Source organism: Streptomyces sp. NPDC008139 (assembly GCF_042957025.1).
Lineage (GTDB): Bacteria > Actinomycetota > Actinomycetes > Streptomycetales > Streptomycetaceae > Actinacidiphila.
In genome coordinates, this window is record NZ_JBIBHM010000008.1 from 31606 (window position 1) to 50046 (window position 18441).

An 18441-nucleotide genomic window follows, 5' to 3' on the forward strand; every position below is an offset into this window, starting at 1 on the left:
CCGTACCCCCCGGTACCCCCCCGTTTCCCCCTTGCTCCCCCGTACTTCCCCCGTGTCCCCCCGACCGGCCCCCGTACCGGCGTGTGGAAATCCTTGGCCTTGAGCTGGGCCTCGGACGGCCCTCAGGCGACCAGTTCGCCGAAGGCGTCCTCCTCGTCGCGGCCGAAGCTCAGGGCCTCGTCGTCGCGCATACGGCGCAGGGAGCGCCAGATGCTGCTCTTCACGGTGCCGACGCTGATCCCGAGGATGTCGGCGATCTCGGGGTCGGTGCGGCCCTCGTAGTAGCGGAGCACGAGCATGGTGCGCTGCTGCTCGGGCAGCCGGGCGAGCGCCTGCCACAGGACGGCGCGCAGTTCGGTGCCGCCCATCTCGTCGGTGTCGCCGACCGTCTCGGGCAGCTCCTCCGTCGGGTACTCGCTGAGCTTGCGCCGCCGCCAGGCGCTGATGTGCAGATTGGTCATGGTGCGCCGCAGGTAGCCGCCGACGGCCGCCTTGTCGCTGATCCGGTCCCAGGCCCGGTAGGTGGAGAACAGGGCGCTCTGGAGCAGGTCCTCGGCCGCGAAGCGGTCCCCGGTGAGGTGGTACGCGGTCGCGTAGAGCGACGCGCGGCGCTCCTGGACGTAGGCGGTGAAGGCCGCTTCGGCCTCGGCCTGCGCCGGGGTGCGGGCGGCGGCGCCGTCGAAGGTGCCGGACGGCTGGTCTGCGGTGGTCGCGGACTGTACGGGCTTCGCCTGGTGCTCGGCGCCGCTGTCGACCGCCGCTATGAACGGCGGGCGGTGCCGGGCGCTCGTCGGGTACGAGGTGCCGCGTACGGCGCCGCGGACGTACCCCCGTCCGTTCGCGGCGCCGGACTTCTCCGTGGTGCGGACGGCGCAGGTCCCCGTGGAGTGCGCCGAGTGCGTGTGCGTCGCATGAACCGCGGTGTCGGTGGTGATGTGCAGTGTGTTCATGTCCCGCCCCCGTCGTTGGAACCTGATGCGTGGTCTTCGGCGTCGCATCCGGTACGGCGTGCGCTCTTCCGATGTGACAACAGACTGCCGGGCCAGTTTCATGACGCTGTCCGCCGAGTGTCACAGGCCCGTCACAGAGGCCGCGCGCCGCGTGACCGGCCGGTCGGCCCAGGTGCGGCACCGCCGGTCAGCAGGTCACGAGCAGGTCACGCGGACAGGGTCATGTCAGGGCAGAAGGTCCCCGCACTTCATGCGGACGCCGTGGTTAGGCAACAATGACCGGCGTGCCTTTCCTGTTGCTTATCGAGGATGACGACGCCATCCGTACGGGCCTCGAACTCGGCCTGTCCCGTCAGGGTCACCGCGTGGTGGCCGCTGCGACGGGCGAGGACGGCCTGAAGCTGCTCAAGGAGCAGCGCCCCGACCTGATCGTGCTGGACGTGATGCTGCCGGGGATCGACGGGTTCGAGGTGTGCCGGCGCATCCGCCGTACCGACCAGCTCCCGATCATCCTGCTCACCGCGCGCAGCGACGACATCGACGTGGTGGTGGGGCTGGAGTCCGGGGCCGACGACTACGTGATCAAGCCGGTGCAGCCGCGGGTGCTCGACGCCCGCATCCGGGCGGTGCTGCGCCGCGGCGAGCGGGACAGCACCGACTCCGCGGCCTTCGGCGCGATCGTCATCGACCGCAGTGCCATGACGGTGACGAAGGACGGCGAGGACCTTCAGCTCACGCCGACCGAGCTGCGTCTGCTGCTCGAACTGAGCCGCAGGCCGGGACAGGCGCTGTCCCGGCAGCAGTTGCTGCGTCTGGTGTGGGAGCACGACTACCTCGGTGACTCGCGTCTCGTCGACGCGTGCGTGCAGCGGCTGCGCGCCAAGATCGAGGACGTGCCGTCGTCACCGACCCTGATCCGTACGGTCAGAGGCGTGGGATACCGCCTGGACACGCCCCAGTGACATCGCGGTTCGGCGACGGGAACGGCGGTCACGGCGGGAAGGATCGGCACGACCGGCAGGATCGGCACGACGGCCTCTCGGAGAGCGGCCCGACCGACAACGGCCCTTCGGACGACGGCGGTTCCGACGGCGGCGGCACCGGCACCGGCGGCGGCACCGGCCAGGAACGCGACCGGGGCTGGAACTGGTCGCCCGGCATGGTGCGTTGGACGAGTCTGCGGCTGCGCCTGGTCGCGGTCTTCGCGGCCGTCGCGCTCACGGCCGCCGTCTCCGTCTCCGGCATCGCGTACTGGCTCAACCGCGACGCGGTGCTGACCCGCGCGCAGAACAGCGCGCTGAACGACTTCCGCGACTCCTTGCAGCGCAACGCGGCCTCGCTGCCGGTCTCGCCGACCTGCGAGTCGCTGAACACGGCGGCGGGCCGGATCGGCGGACCCGACACGTACCAGGTGGTGCTGATCGACACGACGCGGGACAACGCGCCGTGCGCCGCGCCCTCCAACCGGGACGTGTTCACGCTGGACGACGTGCCCGCGCAGTTGCAGCGGGCGGTCAACACCCCGGACGCCAAGGACCACAACCGCTACCACCTGCGGTGGATGCGGATCTCGTTGCAGGGCCGCCCGTATCTGGTGGCGGGCGCGCGGATCAACGACGACGGCGCGACCGGCTACATGCTCAAGTCGCTGGACGCGGAGCGCAAGGACCTCAACTCCCTCGCGTGGTCGCTGGGGATCGCGACCCTGCTCGCTCTGGTGGGCGCCGCGCTGCTCGCCCAGGCGGCGGGCTCGACCGTCCTGCGTCCGGTGCGGCGGCTCGGTGAGGCGGCGCAGCGGCTCGGCGAAGGCCATCTGGACACCCGGCTGAAGGTGTCGGGCACCGACGAACTCGCCGAGATGTCACGGACGTTCAACAGCGCGGCCGAGGCGTTGGAGAGCCGCGTCGAGGAGTTGAGCGCGCGGGAGGCGGCCAGCCGCCGCTTCGTGGCCGACATGTCGCACGAGTTGCGCACCCCGCTGACGGCCATCACGGCGGTCACCGATGTGCTGGAGGACGAGGCGGAGGCGCTGGACCCGATGATCGCCCCGGCGGTACGGCTGGTGGTCAGCGAGACGCGGCGGCTGAACGAGTTGGTGGAGACGTTGATGGAGGTCACCCGCTTCGACGCGGGCACCGCGAAGCTGCGGGTCGACGAGGTCGACGTCGCGGACATGGTGATGGCCTGCATGGACGCCAGGGCGTGGGTCGACTCGGTCGAACTGGACGCGCCGCGCGGCCTGCTGGCCACCCTGGACCCGCGACGGCTGGATGTGATCATGGCGAATCTGATCGGGAACGCGCTCAAGCACGGCGGTTCCCCGGTCCGGGTCAGCCTGCGCAGGGAGGGGGGCGCCGACGGCGACGTCGTCATCGCGGTCTCCGACCACGGCCCCGGCATCCCCGAGGACGTACTCCCGCATGTCTTCGACCGCTTCTACAAGGCCGACGCCTCGCGCGCCCGCTCCGAGGGCAGCGGTCTCGGCCTGTCGATCGCGATGGAGAACGCGCACATCCACGGCGGCGACATCACGGCGGCCAACTCCCCGGACGGCGGCGCGGTCTTCACGCTGCGGCTGCCGGTCAGGCCGCGCACCGACGAGGACGAGGACGGCGCGGACGGCGACGGGGGCGCGAACGGCTCGGGCGCCACGGGCACCTCGCAGGGGCCCGGCGGTGACGCGCGATGAGACACCGCCCGACGAGATACGGCCTGATGAACCACCGCTCGATGAGACGCCGTCCGATGAGCCTCGGCCGGATGAGACATGCGCCACACAAGGTGCTGGCCGTCGTCCTGCTCGCCGCGCTGCCGCTGATCGGCGGCTGCGGCATCCGGTCGACCACGGTCCCGGTGGACGCGGGGCCCGCGCCGTCGCGGGTGTCGTGCGCGGTGCCGCGCGACGGCAAGGCGCCGGAGACGGACACCGTCGTACGCCAGGTGTATCTGGTGTGCAGCATGCAGACCACGCCGGTCAAGCGGAACGTGACGCTGCGGCCGGGCAGGATCGACCGGCTGACGCAGGTCAGGGAGTTGGTCGCGCAGTTGCAGCGCAGCCCGCTGTCGGCCGAGGCGCAGGCCGGTTTCTCCACCGAGGTGGCGGGCAGCCTGGAGATCCTGGGGCCGTTCAAGGGCGATCCCGCGAACGCGCTGCGGCTGAACCAGGCGGTGGACGAACTGCCGTCGTTCGCGCTCGCGCAGATCGTCTGCACGCTCGCCGACGACCCGTCGGTCACCGGCGACGGCGGTGTGGTGCTCGGCGGCGACGACCCCGACAGCAAGCTGCGCCGCTACGCGTGCACGCCCGACCTGCGGACCCGCCCGGACGCCGCGGACAGCGCGGGAACCGCGGTGGGGTGAAGCCGCGTCTTGCAGGGCGTGCGGCATGAAGGCTCCAGTTTCAGGGTGCGCGCGGCCGGGCTGCTGCTCACCGCCGCGTACCTCGCTTTCGTCGCCTGGCTGCTGCTGCGTCCGCATTACGTGACGTGGGTGCCCGCGCCGAATCTGCGGCCGTTCGGCACGATCCGCGCCGACCTGGCGATGAGCGCGGGCCAGGCGGCCCGGCGGATCGCCGAGGGCCTGGGTCTGCTCGCGCCGCTGGGCGTACTGCTGCCGATGGCGGGCGGCCGGGTCCACACCTCGGGCTTCGCGTCCTTCGCGCGGACGGTCTTCGCCTCGCTGATGGTGTCGCTGACCCTGGAATTCCTTCAGACGATGGTGCCGGGCCAGCTCTTCGACGTGGACGCGCTGCTGCTCAACACGGCGGGCGTGGCGCTGGCGCACCTCCTGGTGGTGCCGCCCGCGCGGCGCGCGCTGCGCAGGCGCGAGACACGCAAGCGGGCCGCGCCCCCTGCCGAGGATCGCTCGGCGGGGGCGCGGCCCGTGGGGGTCTGACCGGTCGGCCGACGTACCGAGGCCGTACGCGCCGAGGCGGTACGTACTGCGGCCGGTGCCTGCCTGCTTGCTCCGTGCCGACGGGCCGACCTGTCTGCGTATCTCCGTGCCGACGTATCCGCGTATCTCCGCGCCGACGTGTCCGCGGCTTACTTGCCGGTGAGGCCGCCGACCGGGAGGCCGCCGAGGAGGCCGTTCGCCGGGCTGACCTGGTTGCCGGAGGGCAGCAGCTTGCCCGGGTTGCCGGGGAGCGCGGAGGTGCCGTTGGTCAGCGCCTGCTGCGCGCCGTTGGCGCTGTCGGCGGCGCCGGGCAGGAGCTTGGCGGCGGTGCCGACCGGAGTCCCGTCGAGCACGGTGGGCGAACCGGCCTTGCCGAGCAGCGAACCGGCCTGGTCGGTGATCGGCAGGGCCGGGAGGGAGGCCGCGGAGGCGGTGCCCGCCGCGGCGGCGGCGAAGGCGAGGCCGAGCGCGGTGGTGGCGAGGGTCTTCTGGGTACGGGTCTGCATGACTTCGGAACGTAGTCAGATGTTGACCGGCCGTGCAAACGGCGTGGCGCGGCCGTAACCCCTCGGGCCGGCCGCGCCGTAAAGGTGTTCCGTCAGCCCTCGTCGGGCACGGAATCGCTGGCCAGGGTCGGTGCGGCGGCCGACTGCCGGAACAGCCACTCGGCCTTCAGCTCCGCGTACCCCGGCTTGATCACCTCATTGATCATGGCCAGACGTTCATCGAAAGGGATGAACGCTGATTTCATCGCATTGACGGTAAACCACTGCATGTCATCGAGGGTGTAGTCGAACGCCTCCACGAGGTGCTCGAACTCCTGACTCATGCTGGTGCCGGACATCAGCCGGTTGTCGGTGTTGACCGTGACCCGGAAGTGCAGCCGCCGCAGCAGACCGATCGGGTGCTCGGCGTACGAGCTGGCCGCGCCGGTCTGGAGGTTGGAGGTGGGGCACATCTCCAGCGGCACGCGCTTGTCGCGCACGTACGACGCCAGGCGGCCGAGCTTGACCTGGCCGCCGCGCCCGTCGGAGGAGATGTCGTCGATGATCCGCACGCCGTGCCCGAGCCGGTCGGCGCCGCACCACTGGAGCGCCTGCCAGATCGACGGCAGACCGAACGCCTCGCCCGCGTGGATCGTGAAGTGGTTGTTCTCGCGCTTCAGGTACTCGAAGGCGTCCAGGTGCCGGGTGGGCGGGTAACCGGCCTCGGCGCCCGCGATGTCGAAGCCGACGACGCCCAGGTCCCGGTAGCGGTTGGCCAGTTCGGCGATCTCCTGGGAGCGGGCGGCGTGCCGCATCGCGGTCAGCAGCGCGCCGACACGGATCCGGTTGCCGTCCTCGCGCGCCCGGCGCTCGCCTTCCCTGAAGCCCTCGTTGACCGCCTCGACGACCTCTTCGAGGGTCAGGCCGCGCTCCAGGTGCTGCTCGGGCGCGTACCGGATCTCGGCGTAGACCACGCCGTCGGCCGCCAGGTCCTGCGCGCACTCGGCGGCGACCCGTACCAGCGCGTCCCGCGTCTGCATCACGGCGCAGGTGTGCGCGAACGTCTCCAGATACCGCTCCAGCGAACCGGAGTCGGCGGCCTCGCGGAACCACGCGCCGAGCTTGTCCGGATCGGTCTCGGGCAGCGCGTCGTAACCGGTCGCGCGTGCGATGTCCACGATCGTGCCGGGGCGCAGGCCGCCGTCGAGGTGGTCGTGGAGCAGCGCCTTGGGGGCGCGGCGGATCTGTTCCGGGGTGGGAGTGCTCGGTTTGGCGTTCGGCATGCTCAAACGATAGCCCCTACGCGCGTAGATATCGCGCTGCGCACAACAATTTTCCGCCCGGCCATACAGTGCACACCCCTGCGTCTGCCATCGTTGCGCCATGGCTTCCCAAGCATTACCGGCGCGTGGCGCACGACTGGGCCGCCCGGTGCCGTCCGGGCTGGTGCCCGCGCCGAGGCAGCGCGAACACGATACCGGCGCCACGGTGCGCGCCGTCGTGCTCGCCCTGCCCGGCGGTGACGCGCTGAGCACCCGGCGCCGCTCCCCGGTGGCGGCGGCCGTCATGTGGCCGCTGGCCCGCCATCTCGTCCGCGAGGGGGCCGCCGACGGGGTGGCCGCGCACGTCGTGCACTACCGCTTCCGCGGCTGGAACGGCGGGCACGCCCATCCGGCCGAGGACGCCGAGTGGGCGGTGGGCGAGGCCGTACGGCGCTACGGTGACGTGCCCGTCTGCCTCGTCGGCATGGACATGGGCGCCCGCGCCGCCCTCCACGCCGCCGGTCACCCCGCCGTGACCTCCGTCGTCGCGCTCTCTCCCTGGCTGCCGCGCGGTGCCGAGCCCGAGCCGGTCAAGCAGCTCATCGGGCGGCGCGTGCTGCTCGTCCACGGCACCGAGGACGAGTCCACCGCGCCCGACATCTCCTACGGCTTCGCCGAACGCCTCAAGAAGGTCAACCGCGACACCTGCCGCTTCGAGGTGCACTCCGACGGTCACGGCCTGCACCAGCACCGCAGCGAAGTCTTCGCCCTCACCTCCGATTTCGTCCTCGGCTCCCTCCTCGACCGGCCCCACGCCCGGCCCATCGCCGACGCCCTCGCGGCTCCGCCGCCCCTCGGCCTCCGCATGCCCCTGGCCTCCGGCTTCGGCAAGTCGCTCCGCGTCTGACCCGCCGCCCCCCGGGAGGGCGCCCCGCACTGGGCCGCCCCGTCTTTCGCCCGGAGGCGAGCCACGTGTTTTCAGGGGTGTTGGGGGCGCCTCCCAGCGGTAGCTGGGGGAGAAACCGCGCGACCGGCCGAGACGCGGCCCCACGTCACCACCGGCCCCAGCGGGGCAGATCGGCTGTTGTCGGACCACCGGCCGATGGGGGTGGCTCGCGCAGTTCCTCCCCCAACCTTCGGCCGGAAGGTGCCCCCGGCGCCGCTGAAAACCAGGCCCTGCGCAGAGGCACCACGCGTAATCGGAACCTAGACGATGCGGTCGAGGATGATCGGGCGGGGGGAGAAGGAGGGACCCTCCGGGGCAACGGAGAAGGAGCCGTCGAGGGCTTCCTCCGCGTACGGAAACTTTTCCGGCGTGTCGGTGTGGAGGGTGAGCAGCGGCTGCCCGGCCACGACGGAGTCCCCCGGCCTGGCGTGGAGCTCGACCCCGGCCCCCGCCTGGACGGAGTCCTCCTTGCGGGCGCGGCCGGCGCCGAGCCGCCAGGCGGCGACGCCGACGGCGTAGGCGTCGAGGGAGGTGAGGACGCCGGAGGACGGCGCGAGGACGACCTGGGTCTCCCGTGCCACCGGAAGCGCGGCGTCGGGGTCACCGCCCTGGGCGCGGATCATGCGGCGCCAGACGTCCATGGCGGAGCCGTCGGCGAGCGCCTTGGCGGGGTCGGCGTCGGGAAGCCCGGCGGCGGCCAGCATCTCGCGGGCGAGCGCCAGGGTCAGCTCGACGACGTCGGCGGGGCCGCCACCGGCCAGCACCTCGACGGATTCGCGGACTTCGAGCGCGTTGCCCGCGGTGAGCCCGAGGGGTACGGACATGTCGGTGAGCAGGGCGACCGTGCGGACGCCGTGGTCGGTGCCGAGCCCGACCATCGTGGACGCCAACTCCCGTGCGTCCTCAAGGGACTTCATAAAGGCGCCGGAGCCGACCTTGACGTCGAGCACGAGCGACCCGGTGCCCTCGGCGATCTTCTTGGACATGATCGAGGAGGCGATCAGCGGGATGGCCTCGACCGTCCCGGTCACGTCGCGCAGCGCGTACAGCTTCTTGTCGGCGGGCGCGAGCCCGTCCCCGGCGGCGCAGATGACGGCGCCGACGTCGTCCAGGACGGCCAGCATCTCCTCGTTGGAGATCGAGGCGCGCCAGCCGGGGATGGATTCGAGCTTGTCGAGGGTGCCCCCGGTGTGGCCGAGGCCGCGCCCGGAGAGCTGCGGGACGGCGGCGCCGCACGCGGCGACCAGTGGGGCCAGCGGCAGCGTGATCTTGTCGCCGACGCCGCCGGTGGAGTGCTTGTCGGCGGTGGGGCGGGTGAGCGCCGAGAAGTCCATCCGCTCACCGGAGTTGATCATCGCGGCGGTCCAGCGGGCGATCTCGGCGCGGTCCATGCCGTTGAGCAGGATGGCCATGGCGAGCGCCGACATCTGCTCGTCGGCGACGGCACCGCGCGTGTAGGCGTCGATGACCCAGTCGATCTGGTCGTCGCTCAGCCTCTGGCGGTCCCGCTTGGTACGGATGACGGAAATGACGTCCACGAATAGTCCTAGCGGTCTAGCGGTTCAACCGCGTCAGCGGTTCAGGTCTTCCGGGCCGAACGCGTCCGGCAGGATCTCGCTCATCGGCCGGACGCCGCCCGCGGTGTCGACCAGCAGGCCGGGCCCGCCGTTCTCCCACAGCAGTTGGCGGCACCGCCCGCACGGCATCAACAGGTTGCCGCGCAGGTCGGAGCAGGTGAAGGCGGTCAGTCTGCCGCCGCCCGAGGCGTGCAGCGCCGAGACCAGCCCGCACTCGGCGCACAGCGCGACCCCGTACGCGGCGTTCTCGACGTTGCAGCCGACGACCGTACGGACCGTGCCGTCGTCGGCGACGGCCAGCGCCGCGGCGCCGACCGGGAAACCGGAGTAGGGCGCGTACGCCTTCTCCATGATCTCCCGGGCGGCGGACCGCAGGCGGTCCCAGTCGACGGCGGCCGGGTCGGTGACGGGAGGCGTCATCCGCCCTCCCCCTTCCGGTACGGGACCCCGTCCGCCTTCGGCATGCGCAGCCGCTGTGCGGACAGGCCCATCACGAGCAGCGTGGCGACGTACGGCGTGGCCTGGACGACCTCGTCGGGGACGGAGTCGGTCAGCGCGTACCAGACGGCGAGCAGGACGGCGAAGCCCAGCGCGACGGCGGCGGGCACGTAGGACTTGCGGAAGAACTTCCAGGCGGCCATGGCCAGCAGCAGCAGCGCGAGCAGGAGCAGCAGGGCGTGCACGGAGGAGCTGCCGTTGCGGAGCTGGAGGCTGTCGGCGTATCCGAACAGGCCCGCGCCCATGGCGAGTCCGCCGGGGCGCCAGTTGCCGAAGATCATGGCGGCGAGACCGATGTAGCCGCGTCCGCCGGTCTGGCCCGCGAGGTAGAAGTGCGTGCCGATGGCGAGGAAGACACCGCCGAGTCCGGCGAGGCCGCCGGAGATGATGACGGCCATGTACTTGTAGAAGTACACGTTGACGCCGAGGGATTCGGCGGCGATCGGGTTCTCGCCGCAGGACCGCAGCCGCAGGCCGAAGGCGGTGCGCCACAGCACGAAGAAGGTGGCGACGAAGAGCACCAGCGTGAGGATGGTCAGCGACGAGATGTGCGTGACCAGGCCGCCGAGGATGCCCGCTATGTCGGAGATCAGGAACCAGTGGTGGTTCTCGACGGTGGCAAGCCAGTGCGAGAGTCCGGGCACGGTGAAGGACTTGATGGAGTCCATCGGCGGGGACTGCTTGGGGCTGCCGCCCTTGGAGGCCGCCTCGCCGACGGTGAACCAGCGCTTGGCGAGGTACGCGGTGACGCCGGTGGCGAGGATGTTCATGGCGACACCGGCGATGATGTGGTCGACGCCGAAGGTGACGGTGACGATCGCGTGCACGAGGCCGCCCGCCGCGCCGCCGAGCACCCCGGCCAGGACGGCGAGCCACGGGTTGGTCTGCCAGCCCACCGCCGCGCCGAAGAAGGCGCCGAGGATCATCATGCCCTCGAGGCCGATGTTGACCACACCGGCCCGCTCGGACCACAGACCGGCGAGTCCTGCCAGGCCGATCGGTACGGCGCCGGCGAGCGCTCCGGCGATCTGGCCGTCGGAGGTGATGTCGTTCGCGCCGGTGATGATCCGGACCAGGGAGACGACGATCAGCGCGGCGGCGATCATCAGCAGGATCACCGGGAAGGTGATCTTGAGCCGGGGCGCCTTGCCGCCGTTGGTCACGCGCGGCGCGGCCGGCGGCGGGGTCTGGGTAGCGGTGGCAGTCACGCCGTCACCTCCTGCTTGTCGTCGGGGCCGGAGTCGGGGCCATTGCCGGTGCCGTTACCTGAACCGTTGCCCGTGCCGGGGCCTGTTCCGTTGCCCGGACCGGACGCCGCGGCGAGTTCCGCGCCCACCTGGCGCTGCTGGCGGGTGATGCCGTAGCGGCGGACCAGTTCGTAGGCGATGACGACGGCGAGGACGATGACGCCCTGGATGACGCCGACGATCTCCTTGTCGTACCCCTCGAACTCCAGGCCGTTGGAGGCCCGCTCCAGGAAGGCCCAGAGCAGGGCGCCGATGCCGATGCCGATCGGGTTGTTGCGGCCGAGCAGGGCGACCGCGATACCGGTGAAGCCGATACCGGTCGGGAAGTCCGTGCCGTACTCGTACGACTGGTTGAGCAGGGTCGGCATGCCGACGAGTCCGGCCATCGCGCCGGAGATCAGCATGCTGGTGACGACCATCTTCTTGACGCTGACGCCGCTGGCCTCGGCGGCGGACTCCGAGCGGCCGACCGCGCGCAGGTCGAAGCCGAAGCGGGTGCGCGAGAGCACGAACCAGTAGATGACACCGGCCAGCACCGCGAAGACGATGAAGCCGAAGACCGGGTCGGTGGAGGTGGTGAAGTTGAACAGGTGGCTGGAGGACGGCAGCGGCTTGGTGGAGATCATGTTCGCCGCTTTGTCGGTGACGCCGAGCCGTCCGTCGCGCAGGAAGTAGCCGATCACGATGCCCGCGAGGGAGTTCAGCATGATCGTGGAGATGACCTCGCTGACCCCCCGGGTCACCTTGAGGACACCCGCGATGGCCGCCCACAGCGCGCCGACGACCATGGCGGTGAGGATGATGACCGGTATCTGGATGATGCCGGGGATCGACATCGCGCCGCCCGCGGCGGCGGCGAAGAAGGCCGCGAGCCGGTACTGGCCGTCCACACCGATGTTGAACAGATTCATCCGGAAGCCGACCGCCACCGCGAGACCCGCGAGGTAGTACGTGGTCGCCTTGTTGAGGATGTAGACCTGGCTGTCGGTCTTGCTGCCGTAGTTCACCATCACGTCGAACGCGTGGAACGGCTCCTTGCCGGTGGCCAGCAGCACCAGGGCGGTGACCACCAGCGCGCCGACGACGGCGAGCACGGGGGCGGCGACGCCCAGGACCAGCCGGTCCTTGTCGAACTTCTTCATCGGTCCTCTCCCCCGAGCTTCTTGGGCCCGTCCTCTGAACCGGCCGAGGTGTCGGTCCCGGCCTCGTGTTCGAGATGGCCGCTGGCGGCACCGGTCATCGCGGATCCCAGCTCTTCCGGGGTGATGGTGGCGGGGTCGGCGTCGGCGACGAGCCGTCCCCGGTACATGACGCGCAGGGTGTCGGACAGGCCGATCAGCTCGTCGAGGTCGGCGGAGATCAGCAGCACCGCCAGACCCTCGCGGCGGGCCTCGCGGATCTGGTCCCAGATCTGCGCCTGCGCGCCGACGTCCACGCCCCGGGTGGGGTGCGCGGCGATCAGCAGCTTGGGCAGGTGGCTCATCTCGCGGCCGACGATCAGCTTCTGCTGGTTGCCGCCGGACAGCGAGGCCGCGGTGACCTCGATGCCCGGGGTACGGACGTCGTACTCCTTGACGATCCGCTCGGTGTCGCGGCGGGCGGCGCCCGAGTCGATCAGGAAGCCGCGGCTGTTGGGGCGCTCGGTGACATGGCCGAGGATGCGGTTCTCCCACAGCGGCGCTTCCAGCAGCAGGCCGTGCCGGTGCCGGTCCTCGGGGATGTAGCCGATGCCGTCCTCGCGCCGCTTGCGGGTCGGCACGTGCGCGATGTCGCGGCCGTCGAGCACGAGGCCGCCGGAGTCCAGCTCCCGCATGCCCATGATGGCCTCGACTAGTTCGGCCTGGCCGTTGCCCTCGACGCCCGCGATGCCGAGGATCTCGCCCTTGTGGATGGTGAAGGAGATGTCGTCGAGCACCTTGCGCTCGATGCCGTCGAGGTCGACGGTGCCCAGCCGCAGCCCGTCCACGGTGAGCATCGGCTCGGTGGTGACGGTGGACTCGCGGGTCTCGGGCGAGGGCAGTTCGCTGCCGACCATCAGCTCGGCGAGCTGCTTGGCCGTGGTGTTCCGCGGGTCCGCCTCGCCGACGGTGGTGCCCCGCCGGATGACGGTGATGACGTCGGCGACCGACAGCACCTCGCCGAGCTTGTGCGAGATGAAGATGACGGTCAGGCCCTCGGCCTTCAGCCCGCGCAGGTTCTCGAAGAGCGCGTCGACCTCCTGCGGCACCAGGACGGCGGTCGGCTCGTCCAGGATCAGCGTGCGCGCGCCGCGGTAGAGGACCTTGAGGATCTCCACCCGCTGCCGGTCCGCGACGCCCAGGTCCTCGACCAGGACGTCGGGGCGTACGCCGAGGCCGTAGGCGTCGGACAGCTCCTTGATCCGGGCGCGGGCCTTGCCGCCGATGCCGTGCAGGCCCTCGCTGCCGAGGACGGTGTTCTCCAGCACGGTGAGGTTGTCGGCGAGCATGAAGTGCTGGTGCACCATGCCGATCCCGCGGGCGATGGCGTCGCCGGGGTCGCCGAGCGTCACCACCTCGCCGTCGATGGCGATGGTGCCCTCGTCGGGCTTCTGCATGCCGTAGAGGATCTTCATCAGGGTGGACTTGCCGGCGCCGTTCTCGCCCACGAGGGCGTGCACGGTGCCGCTGCGCACAGTGATGTCGATGTCGTGGTTGGCGACGACGCCGGGGAACCGCTTGGTGATGCCGCGCAGTTCGACGGCGGGCGGCGCGGCGGACCGGCCGGGGGCCGGGGCGGCGGGTGGACTCGTGGACGCGTTGATGACGCACTCTCCTGGGGGGAAAGGCTCGGAGCGGCAGGGCGGGTGGGGTGAAGGTATCGCGTGAACGTATCGCGGAAATGGCACTCTACGCGCGTAGTTGTGTTCATTCCACAGGCTGGGGACCATGGGAATCCGACAGGACGGTTCCTGGGATTTCCGGGTGTTCCCGCATGGTTCCGCACAGTGATCGAGGCTCGGCGGGGGGTGCCGCAGCATCCCCCCGCCGAGCCTCGCGAACCGGTTGTCGTACCGCCGGTCCAGCGGGGACCCGTGGCCGGGTCCCCGGCTTACGTCACGGCTTCGAGCTCACCTTGATCGCGCCCGAGACGATCTTCTGCTTGGCCGTGTCGAGCTGCGACTGGATGTCGGCGATGAAACCGCCGGACGTCGCCAGCGACACACCGTCGTTGGCCAGGTCATACGTGTTGGTGCCGGTCTTGGCCTTGCCCTCGTGCACCGACTTGATCAGGTCGTACGTGGCCACGTCCACGTTCTTGACCGCCGAGGTCAGGATGTGGTCCTTGTACTTGGCCAGGGCCGGGTCCTCGTACTGGTCGGAGTCCACGCCGATCGCCCAGGCACCGGCCTTGCCCGCCACCGCCTGGATCGCGCCGTCACCGGACAGACCGGCGGCGGTGTAGATCACGTCCACGCCGCTGTCGAGCATGCCCTGCGCCTTGCCCTGCGCCGACGTCGGGTCGTTGAAGCCCTTGGTGTCGGTCTCGTACAGGTACTGGCGGGTGAGCTGGACCGACGGCTTGGTGTCCTTGACGCCCTGGGCGAAGCCCGCGTCGAAGGTGCCGATCAGGGTGTTGTGCACACCGCCGATGAAGCCGACCTTGTTGGTCTTGGTCTTCAGGGCCGCGGCCACACCGGCGAGGTACGAGCTCTGCTCGGTGGCGAAGACCATGGAGTCGACGTTGGGCAGGTCCACGACCGAGTCGACGATGCCGAAGGTCACCTTGGGGTACTTCTTGGCGATCTTCGTGACCGACTCGCCGTAGGTGAAGCCGACCGCCACGACGGGGTTGTAGCCGCCGCCCGCGAGAAGGTCGAGGCGCTGCTCGCGGTCGGACTCCGTCTCGCCGTTGCTGGCGGTCTGGTCCTTCGACCCGATCTTGAACTCCTTGACGGCCTTGTCCATGCCGCGGGCCGCGGAGTCGTTGAAGGAGTGGTCGCCACGGCCGCCGACATCGAAGGCGAGACCGACGCCCTTGTCCTTGCCGCTGTCCGAGGAGCTGCTGCTGCCGCACGCGGTGGCAGTGAGCCCCAGAGTCGCGGACACCATACCCGCGACGATGATCTTGGATACCCGGCGCAAGAGGGTCCCCTTCAGTCTGAAGCGCCCCGTCCGGCGCTGGCTAAGCGGGAGCTTAACGCGCGTAGATGTCAGGTAAAGACCGAATGACGGCCCGTTATCGGATCGACGCATTTCAGCCAGGTGACGGACCGGTAGCGGGGGGTTCACCCGGTGTCAGGACAGCAGGACAGCCGCCGTGAAAAGCTCCACGCCGACCGCGATCGCCCCCTCGTCCACGTCGAAATCGCCCTGGTGCAGATCGCGCTTGGCGGTGTCGCCGACCGGCCGCACGCCGAGCCGGGCCAGCGCGCCCGGCACGCGCTCCAGATACCAGGAGAAGTCCTCGCCGCCCAGGCTCTGCTCGGTGTCCTCGATCGCGTGCAGGCCGTAGCGCGCGGTCATCGCGTCCCGCAGCAGCTCCACCGAGGCCGCCTCGTTGACCACCGGCGGCACACCGCGCTGGTAGGTGATCTCGCACTTGGCCCGGTACATCGCCGTGATCTGGTCGATCACCTCGTGCACCAGGTCGGGTGCGTCGTGCCAGGCCGTCAGGTCCAGGCAGCGGACGGTGCCCTCCAGTTCCGCGAACTGCGGGATGACGTTGGCCGCGTGCCCGGCCTGGATACGGCCCCACACGATGCTCAGCCCGGACCTGGGGTCCACGCGCCTGGCCAGTACGGCGGGCAGTTCGGCGGCGAGCTTCGCGGTGGCCATCACCAGGTCGGTGGTCAGATGCGGGCGGGCGCTGTGTCCGCCGGGACCCTCCAGCGTCAGGGTCAGCCGGTCGGCGGCCGAGGTGATCGGCCCCTGGCGCAGCCCGATCCTGCCGACCTCCACCTTCGGGTCGCAGTGCACGGCGAGGATACGGTCCACGCCGTCGAGCACCTTCGCCTTGATCGCGTCCAGCGCGCCGCCGGGCATGATCTCCTCGGCCGCCTGGAAGATCAGCCGCACCGGGCGCGGCAGTGTGCCCCGCTTGTCCAGCTCCGCGAGGACCAGGCCGGTGCCGAGCAGGATCGTGGTGTGCACGTCGTGGCCGCACGCGTGCGCCCGGCCCTCGACTGTCGAGCGGTACTCCACGGTCTTGGTGTCGGGCACCGGCAGCGCGTCCAGGTCGGCGCGCAGGGCGAGGCGGGGGCGCTGGGAGCGGGCCGCGCCGCTGCCGCCGCCGCTGTCGTCCGTGTCGCCGATGTCGCACACCAGTCCGGTCCCGCCGGGCAGCACCCGCGGACTCAGCCCCGCCCGCTCCAGCCGCGCCCTGATCTGCCCGGTCGTCCGGAACTCCTGCCGCCCCAATTCGGGGTTCCTGTGCAGGTCACGGCGGAAGGCGATCAGCTCGGCGCGCAGTCCGTCGTCCACGACGGTCTCGGCGAGACCGGACAGCACAGCCGCGGTCAGCCCGTCGGACGGCGGTGTAGGTGAATCGTTCACCTCAGTCAGCGTAGGGCCCATCACCGGCTCCTCTTACGTGATCGGGAAAGTTTTTGTCCTGCGGGAGGAGAAGAAGTCGCCCGATCGGCGCATACCCAGTCACCCTCGGGGGTAAGAAAACTTTTTAGGTCTCTTACACCCATACTGGCTCAACGAGCCGTCCCACGCGAGGCAACGCGACCGTCCCCTGACGACCCCCGCCTCACGGGTGAGACCCCTTACCTTACGACCGTCGTGTTACGGCAACGTGTGCCCGCCCGCCCCACGCGGCCACGGTCCGGTGACGGTCGTCGGCCTCCGGCCGCCACGGCGTGGCGCTCTGCGGGGGATCAGGTGTCGGAGGTGCGGGGGCCCAGGAGGCGGGTGTAGAGGTCGAGGAGAGGGGCGGACTCGGTCTGCCAGGACCATTGGCGGAGGATGTCGGTGCGGTCGTATGCCTTGCGGTAGCGGCGCGGGTTGGTGAGGACGGCGCCGACCGCGCGGACGAAATCGGCGGTGTCGCGGGCGCGGAAGACCTCGCCGTTGCCGAGTTCGAGGGTGGCGGCGGCCATGGCGCGGACGTCGCTGACGACCACGGGCAGCCGGGCGTGGGCGTATTCGAAGTAGCGGGTGGCCAGCACCGTTTGGTGGTGCGGGAGTTGGTGGACGGGCAGGACGCCGATGTCGGCGGAGGCGAGGAAGCGCGGGATCTCGGCGACGGGGACGTACGGGAGAACGTGCAGCCGTCCGTGGACGCCGAGTTGGGCCGCGCGTTCGCGCAGCTCGCGCAGGTGCGGGTGGCCGGGGTCGGGCACGACGAAGGCGGCGTGCAGGTCGTACAGCTTGGGCAGCGCCTCCACGACGGTGGCCGGGCCGCGGTCCGGGGTGACCGGTCCTGTGTGCACCAACAGCGGGATGTCGGGCGCCAGATGGCAGCGCGCCCTGATGCCCGCGGGGTGCGCGGCGACGGAGGCCGCGGCCAGCGGCGGCGCGTTGCGGACCACGGCGGGTGTGGCCGACAGCCGGTGCCGTGCGCGCAACTCCCTTGCCAGGCCCTCGCCGACGGTGACGACTCCGTCGGCCTCGGGCGCGAAGGTCCGTTCGTACGCCTCGCCCGCCACGGTCGCGCGGCGGGAGGCGGCCGGGGTGCGCGGCGGCGCGTCCCACACGACCTCGATACGGTGCCCCGCCCCTTCGGCCCGCAGCGCCGCGCGGGTGGCGACGCCGAGCGCCCGGTGGCCGAGCGCGTGGATCAGGTGCGGGCGGACGGCGTCGAGCACCGGGCCGTACGCGACCTCCTCGTCCAGCAGGCCGGGGTCGAGGCGGCGCCAGGCGCGGCGGCCGAGCAGCAGCCGCAGCGTCTCGGTCACGAAGTTGTCCAGCCGGGCCGTCGGGCTTTCGCGGCGGCGGACCGCCGCCAGGTACTGCGCCGCGCGCAGCCGTGTCCATCCGGCCCGCAGTCCGTGCCGCAGCCACGCCAGCGCGTGGCCCGTGCGGGCCGCCGCGAGCAGCGGCAACGCCCGGTGCACGACGTCCAGTTCGGCGGTGCGGGTGACGAGCACCGCGCGCTCGGCCGTCACCAGAGTCGTCCGGTGGTCGTACGCCGCCGCGCTCCGGTACGCCAGCGGCCAGCGCAGCCCGGGTCTCGGCCGCCGCACCCGGTGCGCGCCGAGTACGCCGCGCACGGCGACCTTCCGTACCTCCACGCCCTTCGGCGTCACCGTCGCCGGTGCCCTGCCGATCAGCGTGACCCGATAGCCCGCCGCCCGCGCCGCGTCCGCCACCCTCAGGGCACGCGAGTCGCCGTCCAATCCACCGGGGTCGCCTCCGGCGAGGATCGCTACGTGGGCCGGGGCCCTTAAACCCTCCGTCATTCCCGAAGCCAACCTCACGAGGGTGATCATTTGGTTACGTCAGCCTTGACGTGAGGTGTCTTGCGGCTCGCTTCTGCGCGTGAGGGTGCCCCTCAGGGGCGCGGGGAAACTGCGCGCTCAGCCCCCACCGGGCCGGTGGTCCGACAACAACCGAATTGCCCCGCTGGGGCCGGTGGTGACGTGCGGCCGCGTGTCGGCCGGTCGCGCGGTTCCTCC

The 18441-nt window shown here is 71.2% G+C and carries 16 protein-coding genes; 5 read left to right on the forward strand and 11 right to left on the reverse strand.

Annotated features, from left to right (window positions below):
- Positions 1–122: 122 nt before the first annotated feature.
- On the reverse strand, positions 123–950 hold the full coding sequence (locus ACFZBB_RS18020; protein ID WP_391123319.1) for a SigE family RNA polymerase sigma factor: 828 nt from the start codon (positions 948–950) through the stop codon (positions 123–125).
- Positions 951–1234: 284 nt separating this feature from the next.
- Here ACFZBB_RS18020 and ACFZBB_RS18025 point away from each other — a divergent pair, with 284 nt between their 5' ends.
- The 4 genes from ACFZBB_RS18025 (at position 1235) to ACFZBB_RS18040 (ending at position 4844) form a co-directional block, all read left to right on the forward strand.
- Positions 1235–1912 (forward strand): response regulator, encoded by a 678-nt coding sequence (locus ACFZBB_RS18025; RefSeq protein ID WP_188279231.1) that lies wholly within the window; start codon positions 1235–1237, stop codon positions 1910–1912.
- Between the two features lie 197 nt (positions 1913–2109).
- Complete coding sequence (locus ACFZBB_RS18030; RefSeq protein ID WP_391123942.1) at positions 2110–3639, forward strand: ATP-binding protein; 1530 nt, start codon at positions 2110–2112, stop codon at positions 3637–3639.
- 71 nt (positions 3640–3710) lie between these two features.
- Positions 3711–4310, forward strand: a complete 600-nt coding sequence (locus ACFZBB_RS18035) for a hypothetical protein (RefSeq protein WP_391123322.1) — start codon at positions 3711–3713, stop codon at positions 4308–4310.
- 45 nt (positions 4311–4355) lie between these two features.
- The gene (locus ACFZBB_RS18040; RefSeq protein ID WP_391123325.1) at positions 4356–4844 is read left to right on the forward strand and encodes a VanZ family protein; all 489 of its coding nucleotides are present in this window, start codon (positions 4356–4358) and stop codon (positions 4842–4844) included.
- A gap of 149 nt (positions 4845–4993) precedes the next feature.
- Here ACFZBB_RS18040 and ACFZBB_RS18045 read toward each other — a convergent pair whose 3' ends face one another.
- Both ACFZBB_RS18045 and ACFZBB_RS18050 read right to left on the reverse strand, forming a co-directional pair.
- Positions 4994–5350, reverse strand: a complete 357-nt coding sequence (locus tag ACFZBB_RS18045) for an ATP-binding protein (RefSeq protein WP_391123328.1) — start codon at positions 5348–5350, stop codon at positions 4994–4996.
- 92 nt (positions 5351–5442) lie between these two features.
- Positions 5443–6612, reverse strand: coding sequence for an adenosine deaminase (locus ACFZBB_RS18050; RefSeq protein WP_391123331.1), 1170 nt, complete (start codon positions 6610–6612; stop codon positions 5443–5445).
- Positions 6613–6712: 100 nt separating this feature from the next.
- Between ACFZBB_RS18050 and ACFZBB_RS18055 the strand changes: the two genes are divergently transcribed.
- Complete coding sequence (locus tag ACFZBB_RS18055) at positions 6713–7498, forward strand: alpha/beta hydrolase (protein WP_391050530.1); 786 nt, start codon at positions 6713–6715, stop codon at positions 7496–7498.
- Between the two features lie 299 nt (positions 7499–7797).
- Here the strand turns inward: ACFZBB_RS18055 and ACFZBB_RS18060 are convergent, their stop codons facing one another.
- The 8 genes from ACFZBB_RS18060 to ACFZBB_RS18095 all read right to left on the reverse strand — a co-directional run bounded on the left by ACFZBB_RS18060 (position 7798) and on the right by ACFZBB_RS18095 (position 18162).
- Positions 7798–9075, reverse strand: coding sequence for a thymidine phosphorylase (locus ACFZBB_RS18060; protein ID WP_391123334.1), 1278 nt, complete (start codon positions 9073–9075; stop codon positions 7798–7800).
- Between the two features lie 33 nt (positions 9076–9108).
- Positions 9109–9534: a cytidine deaminase gene (locus tag ACFZBB_RS18065; protein ID WP_391123337.1), complete on the reverse strand. Its 426-nt coding sequence runs from the start codon at positions 9532–9534 to the stop codon at positions 9109–9111.
- Entirely contained in the window at positions 9531–10820 is a 1290-nt protein-coding gene (locus ACFZBB_RS18070; RefSeq protein ID WP_391123340.1) for an ABC transporter permease, read from the reverse strand. The genes ACFZBB_RS18065 and ACFZBB_RS18070 overlap by 4 nt, the downstream gene beginning before the upstream one ends.
- Entirely contained in the window at positions 10817–12001 is a 1185-nt protein-coding gene (locus ACFZBB_RS18075; protein WP_391123343.1) for an ABC transporter permease, read from the reverse strand. Before ACFZBB_RS18075 ends, ACFZBB_RS18070 begins: the two co-directional genes overlap by 4 nt.
- The gene (locus tag ACFZBB_RS18080; protein WP_391123346.1) at positions 11998–13767 is read right to left on the reverse strand and encodes an ATP-binding cassette domain-containing protein; all 1770 of its coding nucleotides are present in this window, start codon (positions 13765–13767) and stop codon (positions 11998–12000) included. Before ACFZBB_RS18080 ends, ACFZBB_RS18075 begins: the two co-directional genes overlap by 4 nt.
- Before the next feature lie 166 nt (positions 13768–13933).
- The gene (locus tag ACFZBB_RS18085; RefSeq protein WP_391123349.1) at positions 13934–14962 is read right to left on the reverse strand and encodes a BMP family ABC transporter substrate-binding protein; all 1029 of its coding nucleotides are present in this window, start codon (positions 14960–14962) and stop codon (positions 13934–13936) included.
- A gap of 153 nt (positions 14963–15115) precedes the next feature.
- A complete protein-coding gene (locus ACFZBB_RS18090; protein WP_391123352.1) occupies positions 15116–16393 on the reverse strand; it encodes an amidohydrolase in 1278 nt (425 codons plus the stop codon).
- A 308-nt stretch (positions 16394–16701) separates the two neighbouring features.
- On the reverse strand, positions 16702–18162 hold the full coding sequence (locus tag ACFZBB_RS18095; protein ID WP_391123355.1) for a glycosyltransferase: 1461 nt from the start codon (positions 18160–18162) through the stop codon (positions 16702–16704).
- Positions 18163–18441 lie beyond the last annotated feature (279 nt).

What these genes read in the sequence shown, in the direction of transcription:
- ACFZBB_RS18020 (WP_391123319.1), bottom strand. Translation starts at nt 950, where the DNA reads ATGAACACACTGCACATCACCACCGACACCGCGGTTCATGCGACGCAC.
- ACFZBB_RS18090 (WP_391123352.1), bottom strand. Translation starts at nt 16,393, where the DNA reads ATGGGCCCTACGCTGACTGAGGTGAACGATTCACCTACACCGCCGTCC.
- ACFZBB_RS18045 (WP_391123328.1), bottom strand. Translation starts at nt 5,350, where the DNA reads ATGCAGACCCGTACCCAGAAGACCCTCGCCACCACCGCGCTCGGCCTC.
- ACFZBB_RS18055 (WP_391050530.1), top strand. Translation starts at nt 6,713, where the DNA reads ATGGCTTCCCAAGCATTACCGGCGCGTGGCGCACGACTGGGCCGCCCG.
- ACFZBB_RS18080 (WP_391123346.1), bottom strand. Translation starts at nt 13,767, where the DNA reads ATGGTCCCCAGCCTGTGGAATGAACACAACTACGCGCGTAGAGTGCCA.
- ACFZBB_RS18065 (WP_391123337.1), bottom strand. Translation starts at nt 9,534, where the DNA reads ATGACGCCTCCCGTCACCGACCCGGCCGCCGTCGACTGGGACCGCCTG.
- ACFZBB_RS18050 (WP_391123331.1), bottom strand. Translation starts at nt 6,612, where the DNA reads ATGCCGAACGCCAAACCGAGCACTCCCACCCCGGAACAGATCCGCCGC.
- ACFZBB_RS18075 (WP_391123343.1), bottom strand. Translation starts at nt 12,001, where the DNA reads ATGAAGAAGTTCGACAAGGACCGGCTGGTCCTGGGCGTCGCCGCCCCC.
- ACFZBB_RS18030 (WP_391123942.1), top strand. Translation starts at nt 2,110, where the DNA reads ATGGTGCGTTGGACGAGTCTGCGGCTGCGCCTGGTCGCGGTCTTCGCG.
- ACFZBB_RS18035 (WP_391123322.1), top strand. Translation starts at nt 3,711, where the DNA reads ATGAGACATGCGCCACACAAGGTGCTGGCCGTCGTCCTGCTCGCCGCG.